Origin of the sequence: Sinomonas sp. R1AF57 (assembly GCF_002224485.1) — a bacterium.
Taxonomy (GTDB): Bacteria; Actinomycetota; Actinomycetes; order Actinomycetales; family Micrococcaceae; genus Sinomonas; species Sinomonas flava.
The window spans coordinates 2,507,447-2,525,259 of record NZ_CP022463.1 but is presented as its reverse complement, the minus strand read 5'-3'; the positions used below and the strand labels follow the sequence as shown (position 1 = coordinate 2,525,259).

Genomic DNA, 17,813 nt, shown 5'->3' with positions numbered 1-17,813 from the left:
TCAGTTCCTCCCGACACCGAAAATGGCCGGGTTGATGTGTATGCCCAGATCACGGAAGTGGTCGGTGAAGCGGGGCCGGATCCCCGTCGAAATGGGCGTGCCCAAGAAGCGTCCGTTGGCATCGAGCCCTGCCGCATAGTCGAATACGAACGCGTCCTGGAGGGTTACGACGTCTCCCTCCATGCCCTGGACTTCGGTGACGTGTGTGACGCGCCGGGTGCCGTCCCGAAGGCGGGTCAGGTGCACGATGACGTTTACTGCTGAAGCGATCTGCTCTCGAATCGCTCGTAGGGGCAGGTCCATTCCGGCCATGAGCACGAGGGTTTCGAGGCGTGCGATGGCGTCGCGGGGCGAGTTGGCATGGACCGTCGAGAGGGATCCATCGTGTCCGGTGTTCATGGCCTGGAGCATGTCTAGTGTCTCGCCGCCGCGGACCTCCCCGACCACGATGCGATCCGGACGCATGCGGAGTGAGTTGCGGACGAGGTCGCGGATCGTGATGGCGCCTGTGCCCTCGATGTTCGGAGGACGGCTTTCGAGCCGGGAGCTCTACCGCGTCCTCGATCGTCACGATCCGCTCGTTGTGCGGGATGAAGGAGGAAAGGACATTGAGCAAAGTGGTCTTGCCCGTTCCTGTACCGCCCGAGACGATCACGTTAAGTCGCGATTGGACGCAGGCCCGCAGCAGGTCAGCCATGTCTGGGGTCAGCGTGCCGAGTTCAATCAGTCTGTTGACGCTCAATGCCTCGCGCGAGAACTTCCGGATCGTCAGGGCGGCGCCGTTGACGGCGAGCGGCGGGATGATCGCGTTCACTCGGGACCCGTCCGAAAGCCGGGCGTCGACCAGAGGCGACGACTCGTCGATGCGTCGGCCCACTCTGGAGACAATGCGTTCGATGACCCGACGGAGCTGCTCCTCCGACGCGAACATCGTTTCTGTTGGGAAGAGCTGGCCGTGCCGTTCGATATAGACTTGGTCGGCACGGTTCACCATGACTTCGGTAACGCTCGGGTCGTCGACGTACCGCTGGATCGGGCCCAGACCGAGTACGTCGTCCATCACTTCATCGATTAGCCGGCCGCGCTCGTTCGAGGTGAGGGGCACCTGCTGCTCTGAGACGACAGCGCGCAACTCGCCCTCGACGTAGTCGTGCAGATCGGACTCGCTCAAGGAGGAGTCCGCAATGCGCCCTCCGACTCGCTCGAACAGCTCCGTGGTGACCCGTTCCTTGAGGGATCTTAGAGCTTCGCTCGCTCGCACGTCGCGGTCCGATGCCAGATCGTGGACCGCGAGGCGTGCCTCCGCATCGGCCGCAGCCTTCGCCTTGACTCGTTCATTGAGGGTAGCTGTGCCATGGGTCGCGGCGTCGAGCGCTTCTATCGGCGCAGCACCGGCTGCCGGGAATGGCCCCAGGCTTGCGGTCTTCACAACCGACGGTGAAGTGTCGGCGGTCAGGCCCCGAGCAGTATTCAGACGTTCGGAGAGGCTCACTGGAACACCGTCCTACGGTGCAGTTGCTTGTGCTCGCGCGTGTCCCACTGCGGCTGGAAGCGCTCGACCAGTCGACGCAGACCCTTGACTGCTGGGTCGCGCAGTCCGTCCTGAAGAGCGGGGACTCCACGGTTGGTCGAGAGAGGAAGGACACGTGACCGGGGCAGGACTATATCGACGGGAACCCCGAGAGTCGCCTCCACGTCCTGGAGGGTGATTCCCGACTTGCGGTCGGCCATATTGACGACGACGTGGCGATGCTCCGGGAGCATGTTGAGCTCATCCAGAATCTCCAGCCCGGACTTGAGGCCCCGCACGCTCGGGATGTCCATCCCGCAGACCCAGACGACATCGCTCGCCTGATCGAGCGTCGCGAGGACGTGCTCGCCGAGGCCAGGAGACGTGTCGATGACGACGTACTGGAACTCAGCAGACAGTCGGGCAATCAGTTCGCCCACGCTGTCCGAGGAAATTCTGTCGGCCTCCGCTGGATTCTTCGGAGCGCAGAGCGCGTAGATGTTCGTCGGATGAGGCGAGAGGTACGTCTTGAGCGAAAGGGCGTCCATGGGACCGTTGGCGGCGTCGGCAATCGTGCGCTCGGGATTCAGCATGAGCCCAGACGCAACATCTCCGAACTGCAGGTCGAGATCGACGATGACGACCGACATCGGCGCTATTCTTCCGAGGCCTACGGCGATGTTCGTCGCGATTGTCGTCTTCCCGACTCCGCCCTTAGGCGACATCACGGCTATGACGCGCCCATGACCGGACCGAGTCTCCTCGTCCTCAGAGGGAGACGCCGCCATGCGGGAGGTTGCGGCCAAAGCGGCCTGCTCAAGGTGTGCTCGCAACGACTCGGCGTTCGCAGAGGGGGTGATAATGTCCCGGATGCCGGAGCGCATTGCGCTGATGGCGAGGTCCGGGGTCGGTTCGGCAGCGTAGACGATGCTCACGTAGGGGTACCGGACATCAACTGCGGCCGAGAAGCCCATGACGTCATCAGGCCGCAGGTCGGGCCCCAGGACGAGGACCTCGACTGGCTCACCGACGAGCTGGCCGAAGACGTCGTCGATGCTCGCCGGTAGGAAGTTCGCTTGGAATGACTGGAGCGATCCCGGAAGCCCGGCCGAGGCGAGGCGCACTCGATGCTCAAACTCGGCGTCAGCGGTGATCAGTGCAAAGCGGCTCATCGCAGCACCTTCGATCGATCGAGGAGGCCCGCGTCGGCTTCCTGGGCTGGAGCGCCCTGCTTGGTGAGGTAGATGGTGCCGAATTCGGCGGTGAAGACGATACGAGCCGCGTCAGCGGGGGAACGGGCCAAGGTCACGAGGTACTCGCCGCCGCTCGAGCTCTTGGCGGCGCCTCCGGTTCCCTGAGAAGCAGGGCTCGAGGCGTTGTTCTCCGCCGTCGCCCCGGTGGAGGTCTGGACGGCGGTGACAAGGACCTTATTGAAGGAGAACTGGGTCTGGGCCGGCGCGCTGTCGTCCTTCGGCATCGAGAGGAGGACACCCACCGTGTCCCCCGCTGCGATAGCGCCCCCGATCACGCGTTCGATGGGAAGCCGCACGGTGACTTCCTGCAGACCTGCTGGGACGTCGACGCGGCCTGGTGCGGCAAGGGCGCTGGGTTCCGCGAAGCGATTAGCGATGAGCTGTTCCCCAGGCTCAAGCGCTACTGCCGCGACCTTCCCTTGGATCGCGCCGAGATCAGTGACGGCGTCCTGCGGAATGACAGCCTTCGGCACGGGTTTCTTGGCGACGCTTGCGCTGACGCTCCCGGCGGAGGTTCCAGCCGGGATCTGCTTCTGGACGATGAACACATCCTGTGTTTCCGTGCCGGCGAGGGCACGTGCGTCAGAGCCGCTGACGTACATGAAGAGAAGAACGGTGCCGATGATTGCGATAATCAGTGCGGCCACGCCTCCCAGTAGGCGGGTCCTCACGGGTGCTCCTTCATTGTTACTTGACTAGGCCGATGGTGGTTGTGTAGAGATTATGACTTGGGTCAACTGTCGTCTCCGACTGTTGACCCGCAGTTTCGTATTTTACGAACTTCCCGATAATGCAACGCTCGCTTCCCGAGCACTGTAGACTCGCCGGAATAGATGCTGGCTGGTAGGTCCGGGGATCATTTCCGGCCCCTGCAAACATCCATCCGTAGATCTGAAATGTTGCAAATCCTCTGATTGTGAAGGTTCCCCCTGCCCCATTTCCTGATGCTGCCGCAAAGACCGGAAGTGTGACTTTGACCCAACCATCTTTCGAGATGGCTGCCTTCCACTGCTGCAGAATCGTATCGCACCCATTAACTGAGTTTCCAGGATCCGAACCTGCGGTCCACGACCCTGTAATGGAGGCCTTGCAGTCGCCCGACTGGGAAAGCCAACCAAAGCCGCCGGATAAAGGTGAAACTGCTCCGTCGTAGCACTGCCCGTCGGTTCCTTTGCCCCCACTGGTCTTCTTATAAGTGAACTTCTGGAGCTTTCCCGTATCCACACTGTTTGATAAATCAAAGCATTTGTCCGACAGGGCAAGTGGAAATGTGGTGTGCGGAGCTGGGTAACCCCAGACCGCTGTCGCCGACGTGGTCACTCTGGCGGAGGTTTCACCGAGGACTCCGCCGAAGAGGAGATTGAGGTCGCCGTTTCGGCGGGTATTGACCGTGGCATGCCCGGCGACCGTGAGGTCGACCGGGCCATCCCGCATCCCGGAGGTATCAAGCGTGTTTGCTAGCGCGTACTGATCGGCGAGAGAGTTTGCCTTTGCCAGGGTGCAGTCGGTCGGCACCTTCGAGCAGAGCTGTGCGACGGCCAAGGCCGAGGCATCGGCGCCATTCTGGAGCTGGGCCTTGGTCGAGGCGATGCGTCCGATATCGACCGCCAGTGCGGCGAAGCCGACGAGGACCACCATGAGAAGTGCCACCACGATGGCCACGGCCCCGCGTTGATCGGAATGCGTCTTGCGTGTCAGCCGCCGCATCGCATAGCTCCCGTCCCGGTAACCGTGACTTGAGGATTGAGGCCGAACCATGAGCCAGAGATGGTGTTGAAGGTCGTGGTCACTGTGGCCGTGACCTGGCTGGGCGCGGTGCAGGTGCTTGGTACCACCACTGCCAACGTCAGGTTTGGAGCTACCGCCTTCGCGGCCGCAACCGCATCATCGTGTTTCGTTGAAGTGGTCGAGACGGCGAGCGTGCGCGCGGCCTCGCGGGCGGCATTGGTGACCAGCACCTGCGCATTGTAGATGCGTCCAAATTCCACAATGCCGAGGACGAGGCCCAGGAGGAGGGGGAGAACGAGGGCGAATTCGACTGCTACGGCGCCCAGATCATTTCCACACCTCTTTGGTGTCAAAATTCTACAGGTTCTCGCCCTGGCCACCATTCCCCCTTAAAGAATTGGAACACCGTTAAGAGACCGCGGCGCTGGGATGCTGCGCCTTCTGGCTGCACCCCAGCGCCACGTCGAACTACCCCGCCTTGGGGGCGATGCCGCCGGCAGTGAGACCGTCGACAACCTTCTGGAAGGCTTCTTGGATCTGACCGCCAAGAATGGCCACCACTGCGATGATGACGGCAGCGATGAGAGCCACGAGGAGGCCGTACTCCACGGCCGTGGCTCCCTTCTCCTTCTCGCTGTTGGTGATGTCGTTCCAAAACATCTGGAGGGTGACCAGGAGCTTGTCCATGACATTTCCTAACTACTGAGTGCGAATGTGGATCCAAGGCGACGACCCCCCACATTGAGCGCCGTCGAGATCCACGCCGTCAGTCTTCAATGCCGGCGCAACTGATCGCCACACTCGGTCGGTACTTGTTTTTGTTTGTTTTGATAACCCCCGGGACTACTCGGTCCGGCGGCTGAGTACTCGGTTCCGGGCCGCCGGCGGCCGGCGAGGAGGCGAGCGTGCCCCGGGAGCCGGCCGGGCGGCGTCGTGCGCGCGTGCGAGACTGGATGAGGCGGGCAGTCGCCCAGCCGCCGCCCCGCTTTTGACCCGCCGCGCCGCGCCGGGCTATCCTTGATAGTCGTTGTGCGTGTCTCGACTCGATGGTGCGCGCCGCGGGAGTGTCCAGTTGCAGGACGCCGGCTCCCGAGGCGCATTCGAGTGTCACGGGATGACTGGTCTGGGAGCCCTCACCTCTGGTCCGGTAGCGCACCGAAGAACGGGATGTATCTCACCGGCATCCCACCAGACCAAGAAACGAAGGCAACAACTGTGCGTACGTACACTCCGAAGCCCGGCGACGCCGACCGTCAGTGGCACGTCATCGACGCCACCGACGTCGTTCTGGGTCGTCTTGCCAGCCAGACCGCAACGCTGCTGCGCGGGAAGCACAAGCCGACCTTTGCGTCCCACATGGACATGGGCGATTTCGTCATCATCATCAACGCTGAGAAGGTCGCCCTCACCGGCGCCAAGCTCCAGCAGAAGCGCGCCTACCGCCACTCGGGCTTCCCGGGCGGCCTGACCTCCGTCACCTACGCGGAGCTCCTTGAGAAGAACCCGGTCCGCGCCGTGGAGAAGGCCGTGAAGGGCATGCTCCCGCACAACAAGCTGGCCGCCCAGCAGCTGTCCAAGCTCAAGGTCTACGCGGGCCCGAACCACCCGCACGCTGCCCAGCAGCCCAAGACCTTCGAGATCACCCAGGTTGCCCAGTAGTCCTGGCCACTAGTCAAGAATTCATCAAGGAGAACACTGTGGCTCAGAACGAAGAGCTTGCCCCGGCCGAGGCCGAGGAGAACCTGACCAGCTACACGTCCGAGAGCGCCCCCGCCGGCGCCGAGGCCCCGAAGCGCGAGCGCCCGGCGCTCACCGTATCCGGTGCCGCTGTCGGCCGCCGCAAGGAGGCCGTGGCCCGCGTCCGCGTCGTCCCCGGCTCCGGCCAGTGGACCATCAACGGCCGCACGCTCGAGAACTACTTCCCGAACAAGCTGCACCAGCAGGAGGTGAACGACCCGTTCAAGCTCCTCGACCTCGAGGGCGCCTACGACGTGATCGTCCGCATCCACGGCGGTGGCCCCTCCGGCCAGGCCGGCGCTGTGCGCCTCGGTGTCTCGCGCGCTCTCAACGAGATCGACGTCGAGAACAACCGTCCGGCCCTGAAGAAGGCCGGCTTCCTGACCCGCGACGCCCGCGTGGTCGAGCGCAAGAAGGCCGGTCTCAAGAAGGCCCGCCGCGCTCCGCAGTACTCGAAGCGCTGATTCGGCTGGTTGGGCGGGGTTTCGACCTCGCTCAACCGCCATTCGGAAGGCCCGTCCCGCACGTTGCGGGGCGGGCCTTTCCGCGTCCCCGGACGGGCCCCCAACCGGCCGGAATTCGCCAAACAGGTGTTTTTGAGTACACGGTGTCAGGAACAAGTGGTGCGCGGGGCGAAGCGGCGCGCTAGGTTCGCGGCGGGGCCGCAGGCAGCGGCGCCGATCCGTCGAAAAAAATCTTTGGGGGACCCCGTCATGACCCGTTCTCGACATCTTTGCCGGCCCGCCCTCGCCTCCGCGGCGACCGCAGCGCTCGCCCTGGGGCTCGCCGTCCCGGCCCACGCCGACACTCTGTTGGCCGACGGCGACGCGCTCACCGACGGCACCGACGTCGCCCTCGGAACCATCGCCTGCGACCAGTCAATCCCGTTCAGCACGCTCCTCTCCGCGGTGCGACAGGGCGCTCTCGGGACGGCGCCGGTGTACGCCGACGGCACCACCGTGAGCTTTGACGCGAGCGTGCTCAGCTGGCCCGCCGGCATGACGGTCGACTTCCCGACCGCCTGGCCCGAGCTGACCCTGCCCCCGGACTGGACCGCCCGCCCCGACGGCACCCGCAGCGACTCCGCGGAATTCCAGATGGCCCTGCGCTCCACGGTGAACGGGCCGGGGGAGACCACCATCCGCTGGTGGGCTGGCGGCACCTCAGCGACGCCGGGGGAAGCCCCCGTGGTCCTCAACGCGGAGACGCGGGTGACTTGGGAGACCGCTGGGTGCCGCGACGCCGACACCGCCCCGACCGCGCCCGGCACCCCATCCATCTCCGCCCGCGTCACGGGCGGGTCGCTCACGCTTTCGTGGTCGCCCTCCACCGACGCCGAGGGCGACCCGCTCACGTACACCGTCGAGACCCGCGACCGCGACGACCTCGAGTGGAAGACCGTCATCACCGGCCTCACCTCGACCACCCTCACTCTGGCCGCTCCGGAGGAGGGGACGCGCAGCTACCGGGTCACCGCCGTCGAAGCGGGCACGGCGGCGCCCGTGCTCTCGAGCGTCCCGAGCGCGCCGAGCGCGACGGTGGTCGTCGACCGCGGGGCGCCCAACGCGCCGTCGTACACCACGAGCCGCAGCCCCGAGTACACGGCACCCGACGGGACCAGCTGGTGGCGCGACTCCGTAGGCGTGGTCTTCGCCAGCGCCGGCGACCCGGCCCTGCCCGACGGCTCCGCCGGCAGCGGGGTCACGAGCGTCACCGGCAGCGCCACCGTGGCCGCGGCTGGCCCGTTCCGACTCACGGGCGTCGCCCGGGACGCGGCGCTGAACAAGAACCACACGATTGTCTCGGGGGCGGTTGACGGTGCGGCGCCCACCGTCGCGCTCGACTGCCCGGCTGAGGCGGTGGCCGGCTCGGCGGCGTCGGGGACCTGGACTGCCTCGGACGAGGCGGGCGGGTCCGGCGTGGCGGGCGCCTCGTCCGGGTCCCTCAGCCTCGCGACCGACGCCGTGGGCGCGCGGACGGCGACCCTCGCGGCCGGTGCGGCGAGCGACCGGGTGGGGCACGCGACGTCGTCCGCGTCCTGCTCCTACCGCGTGGTGTACCCGTTCGCGGGCTTCTTCCGCAGCGTGGACACGGACAGGGTCAACGTGGCCAGGGCCGGCCGGGACGTGGCGCTGAGCTTCAGCCTCGGCGGGGACCGCGGCCTCGGGGTGCTCGACGGCGCGCCCACCTTCACCGTGACCGGCGGCGCGCTGGCGGGGGAGGCGATCGACCAGAGCGGAAAGCTCCCCGGCGCCGGCCTGACCTACGACGCCGCGAGCGGCCAGTACACGTACCTGTGGAAGACCGACCGGGCGTGGGCCGGGAAGAGCGGGACCGTAGCGGTGCGGCTTGCCGACGGGACGGTCCACACGGCGGTGTTCTCCTTCACCAAGTAGTGCCAGCCGGTACTGCCGTTTCCATGACAGATGTTTTCGAGTACTCGGTTTGCAAAACAAGTGGTGCGGGGCTGGTGGGAGCCGCATAGCGTTTGTAACGCGTCCAGAGTCGGGCGCAATGCCAACGATGAAGGGGACACATCGTGCATTCGCGCTTCGGCGCCACCGCCAGCCCCCTCGGCTTGCGGGATCTCAACCTTCTGCTATTGCCACCTCGGCGTCTCAGGTCTCGGTTGGTGTCCCTTCGCACCCACTCGGAGGAATCATGAACTACTCGCTTACCCGCACCATCCGGCTCAGGCGGGCCCTCGCGGCCGCCGTCCTGGTCCCGGGCATCACGGGAGCGCTGCTCACCGTCGGGCTGCCCGCGCAGGCCGACGGGCCTGCGGGCACGCAGGGCGTCTGCAACGGTGTGGTCAACCAGCTGGCGCACCGGGGCGCGATCCAAGAGAACCTGCTCAAGGCCGCGACGAAGCGGAACGCTGACGCCATCGCAGTGCTTCAGGCCAAGAGGGCGGATCTGCAGAAGGAAGCGGACACACTCAACACGGAGATCGCTGGCCTCAACGCAACGATCAAGCAGGCTGACGACGACCTTGCGGCGCTCGAGAAGCAGATCACGACAGCGCAGGCGACCGTCGACTCTCTGAAGGCGCAGCAGACCGCCACCCAGGAGGAGATTGATGCCGCGGAGTCTGCGATCGCGACGCTCCAGGCCCGGCAGGCGGATGTGACTGCGCAGCTCGCGCCTCTCCGGGACAAGCTTGCCGCAGCGGAGGCGGCGAGCGCGGACCTCAAGAGTCAGGCCAGCAGCACTCAGGCAGCACTCGACGCCAAGAATCAGGAGATCGCCGCGGCAAACATCGAGCTGGCCGCGCTGCAGACGGCTGCTGGTGATGCCCAGACTGCACTCGACTCCAAGCAGGCGCAGATCAACTCGGCTGCGGGCGAACTCGCGAACCTCGAGGCGGCCGAACAGACGGCCGCGGACAATGTGAAGGCCGCGCAGAGCGCAGTCGACGCTGCGACGGCCGAGCTGACCCGGCTCCAGGGAATCGCAACCACCGCGCAGTCCACGCTCGACGCTCAGATCAAGGCGGTGGCCGACGCCAAGGCAGACCTCGCGGCAAAGCAGAAGACGGCGGCCGATGCCGCGGCCGCCGTCGAGGTCAAGAAGGCTCAGATCGCCCAGGCCCAGACGGACCTCGCCGGGCTGCAGGCGACGGCGCAGCAGGCCGCCGGAGCCCTCGCAGCCAAGAAGGCTCAGATCGCCCAGGCCCAGATCGACCTGGCCTCGCTGCAGGCCACGGCCAAGCAGGCCGCTGACGCCGTCGACGCCAACACGAAGGCAATCGCCGACGCCAAGGCGTCGATCGCCAGCCTCCAGTCCCAGCTCGCCGCCGCGCAGCAGGCGGTGACGGCTAAGCAGGCTGAACTCACCGCGGCCCAGAACACCCTCGCGTCCCTGCAGCAGCAGAAGACGAGCCTGGAGACCGATATCGCCGCCCAGCAGGCCATCATCGACTCCTACCCAGAGTCTTCGAACGCCAAGGCCAAGCGCGATGCCGTGGCTAAGCTCGCGGACGATCAAGCACGGCTCGTCCCAGTGAACAACCAGATCACAACGATAAACGGTCAGATCGCCGCCCTGCAGGGCAATCTCACGGCCCTCCAGGCGAACGTGAACACGCTGAACGCGCAGCTGCTCTCCGCCCAGCAGAACAGCAGCGCGCTCCAGCAGCAGGCGGCGCCACTCCAGGCAGCGCTCGCGAGCGCCAACGACGCTGTGACGACCAAGCAGGCTGAACTCACCACGCTCCAAGGCCAGCTGCCCGCGCTGCAGTCCGCCGTGGACACCGCCAACACCGCCGTCGGGGCAAAGCAGGCGGAGCTTCAGGGCCTCCAGTCTGACCTTGGCACCCTGCAGAGTGCCGCGGCTGCTGCTCAGGCCGCCGTGGACGCGCAGGCTGCGATCGTCAAGGGTCTGAACGACGCTCTGCCGGGCTTGATCGAGAACCGCGACGTGGCCCTCGCAGAAGTTGCGGCCCAGCAGGACAAGCTGACCCAACTCCAGAGCACACTCACCTCAGCGAAGGATGCCTTGAACGCCGCCCAGCAGGCTGTGACGGACAAGCAGGCAGAGCTCAAGTCCCTCCAGGACCAGCTGCCGGCGCTTCAGGCAGCTGTGGATCAGGCGAATGCCGCGGTGGACGCGAAGCAGGGCGAACTCGTCCTGCTCAGTGCCGCCAGTGACACGCTGGTCGCGAAGCTCCAGGACCTGAACACGCAGATTAAAGCCGCCGAGCAGGAAGTCCTGCGGTTGCAGGACCAGGTGAACCCGTTGCTGACCACGCTGGATGGGCTCAACAAGCAGGTCTCGGACAACGAGAAGCAACTTGCTGCGCTGCAGCTGCAGTTGACCAACCTCGACAAGCAGGTCACTGCGGCGCAGGCAGTCCTTGATGATCTCAAGGCGCAGAAGGGCAAGAAGGCCGACGCCATCAAGGCCCAGACAGCTGTCGTGAAGGACCTCCAGACGCAGGTCGGGGCCGTCCAGGCCCAGATCACCGCGATCGACGGCACCATCGCCAACGGCGGCTGCCTCGTTCCCGGCAAGTAGCTCAACCGGAGTTGGGGGACGCCCGGGTGCCAGTCGGCACCCGGGCGTTCGTCGTCGTCGCCCGCGGCGTTACCCTTCATCCATGGGACCGAACCCCGAGGATCCGCGCCTCTCCGTCACCGAGGACTACGCCGCAGAGCTGGACGAGCTCCGCGAGATCGGCAAGGTCGACCACAAGGTCACGCCCAGCGCCGACCCGCACGCGTGGCGCCACGGCTACCCATACACCGAGAAGCTCTCCCGGCCCGCCTACGAGCGGCAGAAGCGCGCCCTGCAGATCGAGCTCCTCAAGCTCCAGCTCTGGGTCAAGGAGTCCGGCCAGAAGGTCCTGATCCTCTTCGAGGGCCGGGACGCGGCCGGTAAGGGCGGGGCGATCAAGCGGTTCAACGAGCACCTCAACCCCCGCGGGGCGCGGATCGTCGCCCTCGAGAAGCCCACCGACGAAGAGCGCACCCAGTGGTACTTCCAGCGGTACGTCGGCCACCTGCCCAGCGGCGGGGAGATCGTCATGTTCGACCGCTCCTGGTACAACCGTGCCGGCGTCGAGCGCGTGATGGGCTACTGCAGCCCCAGCGAGTACCACGAGTTCATGCGCGAGGCCCCGGAATTCGAGCGGATGCTCGTCAACTCCGGCATCCGGCTGCACAAGCTGTGGTTCTCCGTGGGCCGCGAGGAGCAGCTCAACCGCTTCGCCTCGCGCGAGACGGACCCGGTCAAGCAGTGGAAGCTCTCGCCCACGGACATGGCCAGCCTCGACAAGTGGGACGCCTACACCGAGGCCAAGGAGGCCATGTTCTTCTACACGGACACCGGGGACGCGCCCTGGACCGTCATCAAGAGCAACGACAAGAAGCGCGCCCGCCTCGAGGCCATGCGCTACGTGCTCCACGTGACGCCCTATGACAAGAAGGACCTCAAGGTCGCCCACGCCCCCGACCCGCTCATCGTAGGGCCCGCCGCCGAGGTCCTCGAGGAGGGCGAGACCTACGCGGCGCGGTTCCCGGTGCTGCGGGACTGAGGCTCCGGCGTCGGCCTCAACCGCCGGGGCGGGTTTCGACTTCGCTCAACCGCCGTAGACTAGGCCCTTGTGACTAGGCTCTTCGGTACCGACGGCGTCCGCGGACTGGCCAATGGCCTTCTCGACGCCCAGCTCGCCCTCAAGCTCTCCCAGGCGGCCGCCGTCGTCCTCGGACACCGGCAGGTGGCCGACGGCGCCCGGCCCCGCGCCGTCGTCGCCCGCGACCCCCGCGCCTCCGGCGAGTTCATCTCCGCCGCCGTCGAGGCGGGCCTCGCGAGCGCGGGCGTGGACGTGTTCAACGCCGGCGTGCTCCCCACCCCGGCTGCCGCCTACTTGGTCGCGGACCTCGGCGCCGACTTCGGCGTCATGATCTCCGCCAGCCACAACCCGGCCCCGGACAACGGCATCAAGTTCTTCGCCCGCGGCGGCCACAAGCTCCCCGACGAGACCGAGGACCAGATCGAGGCCCTCCTCTCCGAGGAGCCCGTCCGTCCCACCGGCGCCGGCGTCGGCCGCATCCAGCGCTTCGCGGACGCCGAGGACCGCTACATCGTCCACCTCCTCACCACGCTCCCGCACCGCCTCGACGGCCTCACCGTAGTCCTCGACTGCGCGAACGGCGCCGCGTCCGGCTGCTCCCCGCAGGTCTTCAAGGACGCCGGCGCGAACGTCATCGTCATCGGTGCCGAGCCGGACGGCCTCAACATCAACGACGGCGTCGGCTCCACCCACCTCGAGCAGCTCCAGGCCGCCGTCATCGCCCACGGCGCCGACCTCGGCATCGCGCACGACGGCGACGCCGACCGCTGCCTCGCCGTCGACCACGAGGGCACCGTCGTGGACGGCGACCAGATCATGGCCATCCTCGGCCTGGCCCTCAAGGACGACGGGAAGCTGCGCGACAACGTCCTCGTGGCGACGGTCATGAGCAACCTCGGCCTGAAGATCGCCCTCCGCGACGCCGGCGTCGCCATCCGCGAGACCGCCGTCGGGGACCGCTACGTCCTCGAGGAGATGCGCGCGCACGGGTACTCGCTCGGCGGCGAGCAGTCCGGCCACGTCATCTTCTCCGACTACGCCACCACCGGCGACGGCGTCCTCACCGGCCTCCAGCTCGCCGCCCAGGTGGCCCGCACCGGCCGGCCGCTCAAGGACCTCGCCGCCGTCATGACCCGCTATCCGCAGGTGCTCATCAACGTCAAGGGCGTGGACAAGGCGCGCGTGAGCGCGGACGACGGCGTCGCGGCGGCCGTCGCTGCCGCCGAGGCCGAGCTGGGGGAGACCGGGCGGGTTCTGCTGCGTCCCTCCGGCACCGAGCCCGTGGTGCGCGTCATGGTCGAGGCCGCCGACGAGGCAACCGCCCAGGCCATCGCCGAACGGCTCGCGGGAGTGGTCGAGAGCCAGCTCGCCCTGGCATAGGCCTCCCGCCGCACGTCCGGGAGCTGGCCCTTGCCGCGGCCGCTCCCCGGCTGGACCATGGGCTTGGCCCTGATCCGGGCCGTCCCGCTGAGCTGAGGAGTCTCCGTGGCCAAGTTCCTGATCCTGTACCGTTCGCCCCGCACTGCCCGTGAGCAGATGGCCAACACCGACTCTGCGGCGGCCGCCGCCGGCATGGACGCGTGGAACGCGTGGGGCGAGCGGGCCGCCGCTGCGCTCGTGGACATGGGCTCGCCGGTGCAGAGCGTCGCGGGCCCCGGCGGCGGCGATCCGATCGGCGGCTTCTCCATCATGCAGGGCGGCTCCCTCGGCGAAGTCCAGGGCCTCCTGGAGGGCCACCCGCACACCGAGTCCGGCGGCACCATCGAGGTCCTCGAGTTCCTGGCCATGCCAGGGGTGGAGAGCACTGAGGGCTGAGGCCTCGCAGGACCGCGCTCGCGCCGGGGGTCCGTCCGTTCCTGCTCAGTTTGGGGCTGGCTGGAGGGTGCTGGCGCGGCGTGTCATGCGCCGACACGCCGCCCGAGAACCCCAGCCTGAGCAGAACGGTACGCTCGCCTCATGCGCCCGCCGCCACCCGCCGTCGTCCGCGCCGTCCAAGGGCTCAGCGCCGCCCTCGAACGGGCTGCGGCCGCGCTCAAACCCGCCCAGGCCCGGTTCCTCGAGGTCAGCGGGGGAGTCGCGGCGGTCGCACTGATGCGCGCGGCCGTGAAGACCCGCCTCGTCGAGCCGCTGGCCGCCGGGCGGAAGACAGCGCAGCAGGTCGCCGCGGAGCTGGGCCTGCACGCGGACACCGTCCACCGCGTCCTTCGCGGCCTCGCCGTCTACGGACTCGTGAGGCTCGACGCCGGCGGCCGCTTCACGCTCACGCGCACCGGAAGGCTCCTGCTCGAGGACAGCCCACACTCCATGACCGGCTGGATCCGCTACGTGACCTCGGACGCGGTCCTCGCCGGCTGGCTCCGGCTCCCCGAGACCCTCGCCGACGGCAAGCCGGCCTTCAACGAGGCCACCGGCACCACCCTCTGGGAGCACATGGCGTCGCATCCCGACGAGGAGGCGGGCTTCGCCCGCACCATGCACGAGCTCACGCTCCTCGCTGCCCCGCTCATCGTCGCCGCCTACCCGTGGCCCGAGCATGGCACGGTGTGCGACGTGGGCGGCGGCATCGGCTCGATGCTCGCCGAGGTGCTCCGGGCGCGTCCGACGCTCGACGGCGTGCTGGTCGACCAGGCAGGGCCCCTCGCCGTCTCGCGGGACTACCTCGCCGCACGGGGAGTGGGGGAGCGGGTGCGGGCTGTCCAGGGTGACCTGTTCGAGGGCTTCGAGGCCCGGGCGGACCTGTACCTCCTCAAGGACGTCCTGCACGACTGGGACGACGACCAGTGCCGGCAGATCCTCCGCAACGTCCGCGCGGCCGCAGCGCCCGGTGCGAGGGTTCTCGTGCTGGAGTGGCTCCAGGAGCCGAATGTCGCGGCGTTCCCGGTCTCGGTCTCGGACCTCATGATGCTCGCCCAGACCGAGGGCCGCCAGCGGTCCGCCGCGGAGCACCAGGCACTGGGAGCGGCTGCGGGCTTCGAGCCGGGCCGGGTCACCGATACGGGCGTCTACGGGGTCGTCGAGCTCGTCGCCGTGTAGGTCGGGCGCCTTAAGCGGTGGCTCGCGGAGGGTCCCCCGGCGGCGGAGGGTTCCGGTTGTGCGGTGACGGGTCAGATGCGGTCTCACGCGTCACCGCGCAGACGGCCCATGCCTTCCCCCAGCGGTCAGCGGGCCGCCGTGGTCCACCGTTCCGTGGCATCGACGGCGGGGCGCCGGAACAGCCCGAGCGCCACGAGCAGGAGCCCCACCTCCGCCGCGCCCCAGGCGAAGTAGATGGCCTGCAGCGGGCTGAAGGGGATGACGATCATCTGCACGAAGATCCAGATCAGTAGCCCGTAGCCCGCCACCGCCGTCGCCAGGGCAGCGCCCCGCGCCCTCCGCAGCAGCATCGCCGCCGCAGTGATCTGCGTGCCGCCGATCACCAGTGCGAGCAGCAGGCCCGGGACCAGGTAGGACGAGAACGGGCTGCCCACCAGCATCGTCTCGGGCGGCGTGGCCCAGTCGACCCTGCTCACGGACAGGGACCCCCACACCAGCGTCGCGCCGCCGGCCAGCGCGGTGACGCCGCCGAGGGCGGTCAGGACGCCGAGCGTGATCCGCGTCCACGGAATCATGGTTCGCCTCCTCGTGGAGATCCCCCGCACGTTGATCTGCCGCCAGAGTGCCGCGCCGAGGCGAGCCGGTCAACACTCGGTGAGGCGCGGCGTCGTGCGCTATTCCGCGGCGGGTGGGTGGCGAGCATACTTGCGGCAGGAGATTAGGGCTCCGGCTGGGGATTCGCACTCTGCTTCCGTCCGGGAGGACAGCATGGCCCACTTTCCGCTCCTGGCTGCGATCAGCCGGCTCCGTCCCGAGATCTGGGATGCGATCATCCCGCACGGCCCCGTGAACGGGCGCAGGGTCGAGTCGGTGGCGCTCAACCCGCAGCCCCTGCCGCCAAAGGATCCGCACGACATCGCCGTCGGCGCCGTCAGCATGGCGAACCGGGTGGTGCACCTCGCCATCGAGGCGCAGCTGCGCGGCGAGAATCCCGCGGGCTGGGTGAGCGAGCTCGTCGAGGACTGGTGCGGCACCCCGTGGCCGCGCCGCTGGCCGTGGCCGTGGCCCGGACCGCGGCCGGACGAGGGGCCGTTCCCGGAACCGTGGCGGATCCAGGAGGCGCGGATCGTCGGGGCGATCGTCTTCGCCTCGGCGGCGTCCCGGCTCGGCGAGAGCGACCTCCGCGGCGCCTTCCGAGACGGGGCCGAACGCCTTGCCGAGGCGGGGCTCTCCGGGTGAGGGCCGCGTCCTAGCGGTCGCGGAGGGCGAGGGGGCCGTTGGCGCGACGGCGGTACAGGCCCACGCCCGAGATCGAGGTCAGGAGGAAGCCGACCGCCAGGAGGACCGGGGTCGGGCTGATGAGGTGCGATGGCGAGGAGGCGTCGGAGGGGGAGTCGTCCGCGGCTTCGGCACGGGACGCGTCCTCAGGCGGGCCGGAGGCGGCGCCCGCGGGTGACATCGAGGCGGACAGCGTGGGGAGGACGACCGCCGCGGCGTCCGTCGAGGCGGGGAACAGGGGAGTGGTCCCGTCCGGGGCCTCGTCGGCCGGCGCCGGGTGCGAGGCAGGCGCGGCGGGGCCTTGGGGCTGTGCCGCCGGCGCTCGTCCGACCGCTGCTTGTCCAACCGGAGCCTGACCGCCCGAGGCCGGGCTGGCAGGACTCTGGGAGCCGGCGGCCGTGCCCGGGGAGGCCGTGCCGGCGCTGGCGGCTGGCGCGGGCGCAGGCTGAGCGGGCGCGGGCTGGGGAGCGGGCTGGGGAGCGGGAGCGGACGGCGAGGTGGGCTGCGGTGCCGGGGACGTCGCCGTCGTGCTTGAGGGCGACGGCGAGGGGGCCGGCGACGACGAGACGAGCGGGCTGACGTGGTCGGCGCAGAGGGTCACCGGCAGCAGCTTGGTTCCGCAGGCGGGGCCGTCCGCGGCGACCGCGGAGGGGAGACTCGCACCTGTGACCGAGGCTGCAAGGGCTACTCCGGCGGTCAGTGACGCAATCATGGGCGTCGAGCCTACAGGCGGACCCTCAACGCGCGCTGAATGCCGGCACCCGGGGCGCGGGTGCCGGCGTCCAGCCTGCCAGCGCTAGTTCTGGCGGGTCTTGAGCGAGTCGCGGATCTCGGTGAGGAGGGCGATCTGCGGGTCGACCTTCTCGCCAGCCTCCTCGTCCTTGATGCCGAGCTTGCGGTTGCGGCGCGCGATCATGTGGTTCATCGGGACGATGATGACGAAGTAGATCGAGGCCGCGATCAGGAGGAAATTCACGATCGCGGTCAGGAGCACGCCGAACTTGATCGGCCCGACCGCGAGGAAGTTGTCGAAGTTGGGCTGGCCGACGAGAACGGAGATGGCGGGCATCAGGACGTTCTTGACCAGAGCGTCCACCACGGCGCCGAACGCGGCGCCCATGATGACGGCGACGGCAAGGTCGAGGACGTTGCCCTTCATGATGAACTCTTTGAATCCACTCAGCATGCGCCCACAGTAGAC

General features: G+C 68.1%; 17 protein-coding genes and 2 pseudogenes. 9 read left to right on the top strand and 10 right to left on the bottom strand.

Annotated features, from left to right (window positions below):
* From CGQ25_RS11595 to CGQ25_RS11570, 7 genes and pseudogenes are all read right to left on the bottom strand, one after another.
* Positions 1-1,492: pseudogene (locus tag CGQ25_RS11595) on the bottom strand (CpaF family protein).
* Positions 1,489-2,682, bottom strand: a complete 1,194-nt coding sequence (locus CGQ25_RS11590) for an AAA family ATPase (RefSeq protein WP_208709862.1) — start codon at positions 2,680-2,682, stop codon at positions 1,489-1,491. The pseudogene CGQ25_RS11595 and the gene CGQ25_RS11590 overlap by 4 nt, the downstream one beginning before the upstream one ends.
* A complete protein-coding gene (locus CGQ25_RS11585; RefSeq protein WP_255405267.1) occupies positions 2,679-3,410 on the bottom strand; it encodes a Flp pilus assembly protein CpaB in 732 nt (243 codons plus the stop codon). The genes CGQ25_RS11590 and CGQ25_RS11585 overlap by 4 nt, the downstream gene beginning before the upstream one ends.
* A gap of 40 nt (positions 3,411-3,450) precedes the next feature.
* Positions 3,451-4,425, bottom strand: coding sequence for a pilus assembly protein TadG-related protein (locus tag CGQ25_RS11580; RefSeq protein WP_208709860.1), 975 nt, complete (start codon positions 4,423-4,425; stop codon positions 3,451-3,453).
* A 32-nt stretch (positions 4,426-4,457) separates the two neighbouring features.
* A complete protein-coding gene (locus CGQ25_RS18710) occupies positions 4,458-4,721 on the bottom strand; it encodes a hypothetical protein (protein WP_369802334.1) in 264 nt (87 codons plus the stop codon).
* A gap of 24 nt (positions 4,722-4,745) precedes the next feature.
* Positions 4,746-4,874, bottom strand: a pseudogene (locus CGQ25_RS18705) (TadE/TadG family type IV pilus assembly protein); the annotation flags it as partial.
* 85 nt (positions 4,875-4,959) lie between these two features.
* Positions 4,960-5,178, bottom strand: coding sequence for a Flp family type IVb pilin (locus tag CGQ25_RS11570; protein ID WP_208709856.1), 219 nt, complete (start codon positions 5,176-5,178; stop codon positions 4,960-4,962).
* A gap of 528 nt (positions 5,179-5,706) precedes the next feature.
* Between CGQ25_RS11570 and rplM the strand changes: the two genes are divergently transcribed.
* The 8 genes from rplM to CGQ25_RS11530 all read left to right on the top strand — a co-directional run bounded on the left by rplM (position 5,707) and on the right by CGQ25_RS11530 (position 15,334).
* Entirely contained in the window at positions 5,707-6,150 is a 444-nt protein-coding gene (gene rplM, locus CGQ25_RS11565; RefSeq protein WP_208709854.1) for a 50S ribosomal protein L13, read from the top strand.
* A gap of 38 nt (positions 6,151-6,188) precedes the next feature.
* Positions 6,189-6,692 carry a 30S ribosomal protein S9 gene (gene rpsI / locus CGQ25_RS11560; protein WP_208709852.1) on the top strand — a complete coding sequence of 168 codons (504 nt, stop codon included), beginning with the start codon at positions 6,189-6,191 and terminating at the stop codon, positions 6,690-6,692.
* Between the two features lie 249 nt (positions 6,693-6,941).
* Positions 6,942-8,624: a PxKF domain-containing protein gene (locus tag CGQ25_RS11555; RefSeq protein WP_208709850.1), complete on the top strand. Its 1,683-nt coding sequence runs from the start codon at positions 6,942-6,944 to the stop codon at positions 8,622-8,624.
* A 265-nt stretch (positions 8,625-8,889) separates the two neighbouring features.
* Complete coding sequence (locus CGQ25_RS11550) at positions 8,890-11,244, top strand: chromosome segregation ATPase (RefSeq protein ID WP_208709848.1); 2,355 nt, start codon at positions 8,890-8,892, stop codon at positions 11,242-11,244.
* An 82-nt stretch (positions 11,245-11,326) separates the two neighbouring features.
* A complete protein-coding gene (gene ppk2 / locus CGQ25_RS11545) occupies positions 11,327-12,262 on the top strand; it encodes a polyphosphate kinase 2 (RefSeq protein ID WP_208709846.1) in 936 nt (311 codons plus the stop codon).
* A 69-nt stretch (positions 12,263-12,331) separates the two neighbouring features.
* Positions 12,332-13,681: a phosphoglucosamine mutase gene (glmM, locus tag CGQ25_RS11540; protein ID WP_208709844.1), complete on the top strand. Its 1,350-nt coding sequence runs from the start codon at positions 12,332-12,334 to the stop codon at positions 13,679-13,681.
* Positions 13,682-13,786: 105 nt separating this feature from the next.
* Positions 13,787-14,116: a hypothetical protein gene (locus CGQ25_RS11535; RefSeq protein ID WP_208709842.1), complete on the top strand. Its 330-nt coding sequence runs from the start codon at positions 13,787-13,789 to the stop codon at positions 14,114-14,116.
* A 141-nt stretch (positions 14,117-14,257) separates the two neighbouring features.
* On the top strand, positions 14,258-15,334 hold the full coding sequence (locus CGQ25_RS11530; protein WP_208709840.1) for a methyltransferase: 1,077 nt from the start codon (positions 14,258-14,260) through the stop codon (positions 15,332-15,334).
* Between the two features lie 125 nt (positions 15,335-15,459).
* On the opposite strand, the gene CGQ25_RS11525 is transcribed toward CGQ25_RS11530, so the two are convergent.
* A complete protein-coding gene (locus CGQ25_RS11525) occupies positions 15,460-15,909 on the bottom strand; it encodes a hypothetical protein (RefSeq protein ID WP_208709838.1) in 450 nt (149 codons plus the stop codon).
* Positions 15,910-16,102: 193 nt separating this feature from the next.
* Here CGQ25_RS11525 and CGQ25_RS11520 point away from each other — a divergent pair, with 193 nt between their 5' ends.
* Positions 16,103-16,573, top strand: coding sequence for a hypothetical protein (locus CGQ25_RS11520; RefSeq protein ID WP_208709836.1), 471 nt, complete (start codon positions 16,103-16,105; stop codon positions 16,571-16,573).
* A gap of 10 nt (positions 16,574-16,583) precedes the next feature.
* On the opposite strand, the gene CGQ25_RS11515 is transcribed toward CGQ25_RS11520, so the two are convergent.
* Both CGQ25_RS11515 and mscL read right to left on the bottom strand, forming a co-directional pair.
* The gene (locus tag CGQ25_RS11515) at positions 16,584-17,324 is read right to left on the bottom strand and encodes a hypothetical protein (protein WP_208709833.1); all 741 of its coding nucleotides are present in this window, start codon (positions 17,322-17,324) and stop codon (positions 16,584-16,586) included.
* Between the two features lie 84 nt (positions 17,325-17,408).
* Positions 17,409-17,798, bottom strand: a complete 390-nt coding sequence (gene mscL, locus CGQ25_RS11510) for a large conductance mechanosensitive channel protein MscL (RefSeq protein WP_208709831.1) — start codon at positions 17,796-17,798, stop codon at positions 17,409-17,411.
* Positions 17,799-17,813: the final 15 nt, after the last annotated feature.

What these genes read in the sequence shown, in the direction of transcription:
- ppk2 (WP_208709846.1), top strand. Translation starts at nt 11,327, where the DNA reads ATGGGACCGAACCCCGAGGATCCGCGCCTCTCCGTCACCGAGGACTAC.
- CGQ25_RS11525 (WP_208709838.1), bottom strand. Translation starts at nt 15,909, where the DNA reads ATGATTCCGTGGACGCGGATCACGCTCGGCGTCCTGACCGCCCTCGGC.
- CGQ25_RS11550 (WP_208709848.1), top strand. Translation starts at nt 8,890, where the DNA reads ATGAACTACTCGCTTACCCGCACCATCCGGCTCAGGCGGGCCCTCGCG.
- CGQ25_RS11570 (WP_208709856.1), bottom strand. Translation starts at nt 5,178, where the DNA reads ATGGACAAGCTCCTGGTCACCCTCCAGATGTTTTGGAACGACATCACC.
- CGQ25_RS11590 (WP_208709862.1), bottom strand. Translation starts at nt 2,682, where the DNA reads ATGAGCCGCTTTGCACTGATCACCGCTGACGCCGAGTTTGAGCATCGA.
- mscL (WP_208709831.1), bottom strand. Translation starts at nt 17,798, where the DNA reads ATGCTGAGTGGATTCAAAGAGTTCATCATGAAGGGCAACGTCCTCGAC.
- CGQ25_RS11555 (WP_208709850.1), top strand. Translation starts at nt 6,942, where the DNA reads ATGACCCGTTCTCGACATCTTTGCCGGCCCGCCCTCGCCTCCGCGGCG.
- CGQ25_RS11520 (WP_208709836.1), top strand. Translation starts at nt 16,103, where the DNA reads ATGGCCCACTTTCCGCTCCTGGCTGCGATCAGCCGGCTCCGTCCCGAG.
- CGQ25_RS11515 (WP_208709833.1), bottom strand. Translation starts at nt 17,324, where the DNA reads ATGATTGCGTCACTGACCGCCGGAGTAGCCCTTGCAGCCTCGGTCACA.
- CGQ25_RS11530 (WP_208709840.1), top strand. Translation starts at nt 14,258, where the DNA reads ATGCGCCCGCCGCCACCCGCCGTCGTCCGCGCCGTCCAAGGGCTCAGC.